General features: G+C 54.8%; 4 protein-coding genes. 1 reads left to right on the top strand and 3 read right to left on the bottom strand.

The genetic code is table 11. From position 1 onward, the window contains the following. A partial coding sequence (locus MVO87_RS11210; RefSeq protein ID WP_297553179.1) for a TatD family hydrolase occupies positions 1-236 on the bottom strand: 236 nt, incomplete at its 3' end. A gap of 70 nt (positions 237-306) precedes the next feature. Here MVO87_RS11210 and MVO87_RS11215 point away from each other — a divergent pair. Further along, positions 307-1272 (top strand): DUF835 domain-containing protein, encoded by a 966-nt coding sequence (locus MVO87_RS11215; RefSeq protein ID WP_297516530.1) that lies wholly within the window; start codon positions 307-309, stop codon positions 1270-1272. Here MVO87_RS11215 and MVO87_RS11220 read toward each other — a convergent pair. After that, entirely contained in the window at positions 1261-1509 is a 249-nt protein-coding gene (locus tag MVO87_RS11220; RefSeq protein WP_297516532.1) for a DUF504 domain-containing protein, read from the bottom strand. The genes MVO87_RS11215 and MVO87_RS11220 overlap by 12 nt on opposite strands. After that, complete coding sequence (locus MVO87_RS11225; RefSeq protein ID WP_297516534.1) at positions 1506-2153, bottom strand: MBL fold metallo-hydrolase; 648 nt, start codon at positions 2151-2153, stop codon at positions 1506-1508. The genes MVO87_RS11220 and MVO87_RS11225 overlap by 4 nt, the downstream gene beginning before the upstream one ends. Positions 2154-2344 lie beyond the last annotated feature (191 nt).

A 2344-nucleotide genomic window follows, 5' to 3' on the forward strand; every position in this document is an offset into this window, starting at 1 on the left:
TCCTCGACCTTCTTCACCTTCTCCCAGTTGCCCCTCCTGGCTTCGTTTGGGTGGTAGCCGAGGGTCGGGAAGATGAAGCCGAAGTATGGCCTGAGTAGCTCCCAGCTCTTCCAGACGTGGGTCTTCCGGTACTCGGTTATCGAGTCTACCACCGCTCTGAGCTCTTCCCGGCACTCTTCGATAACCTTCGGAGCGTCCTTTTTGTAGAACTCGAAGTGAGCGTGTGCGTCAATCATGGTTTGGTCGTTCGGATGTAAACAGAAAAGTTTTTCCCTGGATGTGTACAAGTGAGATTGGGAGTTTACCATGGAGCGAGATCCAAGCGAAGTGATGAGAGAAATCGTGAATCGTCTGAAAAATCTTTCATCTAAGGAGTTGCTGAGCTATGCGATTTTCAACGAGGAAGATGAGGCAAAGTACTATGCAGAACTCGCCAAAAGGGCTAAGCGCAGGAGCGTGAAGGTCCTCTTCAAAAAGATGAGCGAGGAGAGCAAGGTTCACGAGAACATGCTCCGCAAGCTCTTCAATAGACTCTTCCCTGGAGAAGAACCCGTGAAGGTGGACGCCCCTCCGGTGGAGGTCTATCCGTTTTATCCCAAGTTTGAGAGTGCCGAAGATTACATCTCCGCCCTTCGCTACTGTATGGAGAGCGAGCTCTTCGCGAAGCAGACCTACGAGCTCCTTGCGAGCGTTGCCCGGGATGAGGAGGTCAGGAAGCTTGCCCTCGACCTTGCGGCGATGGAACAGGAGCATTACGAGGAGATAAAGCGGGTCTACGACATTATAGAGGCCTTTGAGCGGAGGCACAGTTCGCCCTGGGAGCTCGACTCCGGAGCTTATCTGCTTACGGACGACGTTAAGGCAAAGTACTTCCTCCTCGACTTTCTTGACGAGCCGAAGGAGCTCCTTGCTCTCGTCCGCGAGAATCCCCACAGGTTCAGGGAGTTCATTGAGGGTTCAGGTAAGGTGTTGTGGATTACAAAGGCGGACGTTGAAGGTGCAGTTTCCCCGGAGCTCCTACCCGGAATGAGAAGCGAGCTGTCTCACTTCCTTAGGGAGTGCTCATCGAGGGGACGGCAGGGCGTCGTGTTCCTTCAGAACCTTGGCTACCTCGTTAGCCAGCTCGGCTTCAAGGACACCCTTGACTTCGTGCTCTACGTCAAAGACCTCGCAATCATCAACGACGGCTACCTCATAGTGACGGCGATTCCAGAGGCGTTCGAGAAGAAGGAGTGGGCAATTCTCACGTCGGAGCTCGAGCTAATCTCTTGAGCGCCTCTCCCACACCACTTTTCCGTCTTTTCTGACGACCCGGATTATCCTGTGGTATGGAATCTGCGTCTCGCCAATGAAGAAGTAGCCGTGTCCCAGCTCAATCATCTCAACTGGGATTTTCTTCTCGTTTCCATACGCTCCCCGATGCTCGATGACGATGTAGTAGTCCCGCTCGTCCTCCCTCGGGTCGTGCTTAATCTTCGCCAGAACCTCCTTCAGGGAACCCTTCCTCATAGGAACCTCCTCACGGCCTTGATGTTCCCGCGCCAGTCCTTTATCACCCATCCGTGTCCGGGCAGGCCGAAGTCGACTTCAAGCCCGGCCAACCTTTCGATGCTCTTCCTCAGCTCCTCCCGGTTTCCAGTTGGCAAATCCGTTCTCCCGACGGTTCCGTTGAATATCGTGTCTCCAGTGAAGATTAGCTTGACCTCCCCGTCGAGGTAGAGGCAGGAGCTTCCCGCTGTGTGGCCCGGCGTGTGGAGGAGGAGCAGTTTTCTCCTGCCAACCCTCAGGTAGTCGCCATCATCGAGCTTGATGTCAACTCCATGCCCCGGAAACCTCTTACCGTAGGCATAGTCGAGGATTATCCTGTCATCGGCGCGCTCAAGGGTTTCTGCTGTTTTCCTGTGCGAAGCAAAGAGAACCTCGACGCCGAGCCTCTCGAAGAGCGCCTTCATTGCAAGGTTTCCGCCGACGTGGTCGAAGTGCTCGTGCGTGTTGAATATCACGACCTTCCTTAGGCCGTCAAGATAACCCTCGCCGAGCCACAGGGAGAAGTAACGCTCGGCGTTCTCGCCCGTGCCCGTGTCGATGATTAAGGCCTCTTTTCCCGAGCGGAAGAGGTAGACGTTGGAGTCCCAGTTAAGGCCCTTGAGCATCACCGTGTTGGGTGGAATCTCGATTGGGAACAGGTCCGGATAGATTATCTCAAGGTTCTCCAAGCTCCCACCTCCAAAAGGGCTCGAGGGGGGACCGCGTCTTCATCTCGGGGGGAGCGAGTCCCCGTCAGGAGGGATGAATCTCTTCATCGCCCGAGGTAGTTTGGAGGGGTGGTTTATAAGGTATTGGT

The sequence above is a fragment of the Thermococcus sp. genome (assembly GCF_027063845.1).
In the GTDB taxonomy this organism is placed as follows: domain Archaea; phylum Methanobacteriota_B; class Thermococci; order Thermococcales; family Thermococcaceae; genus Thermococcus.

What these genes read in the sequence shown, in the direction of transcription:
- MVO87_RS11215 (WP_297516530.1), top strand. Translation starts at nt 307, where the DNA reads ATGGAGCGAGATCCAAGCGAAGTGATGAGAGAAATCGTGAATCGTCTG.
- MVO87_RS11220 (WP_297516532.1), bottom strand. Translation starts at nt 1,509, where the DNA reads ATGAGGAAGGGTTCCCTGAAGGAGGTTCTGGCGAAGATTAAGCACGAC.
- MVO87_RS11225 (WP_297516534.1), bottom strand. Translation starts at nt 2,153, where the DNA reads ATGCTCAAGGGCCTTAACTGGGACTCCAACGTCTACCTCTTCCGCTCG.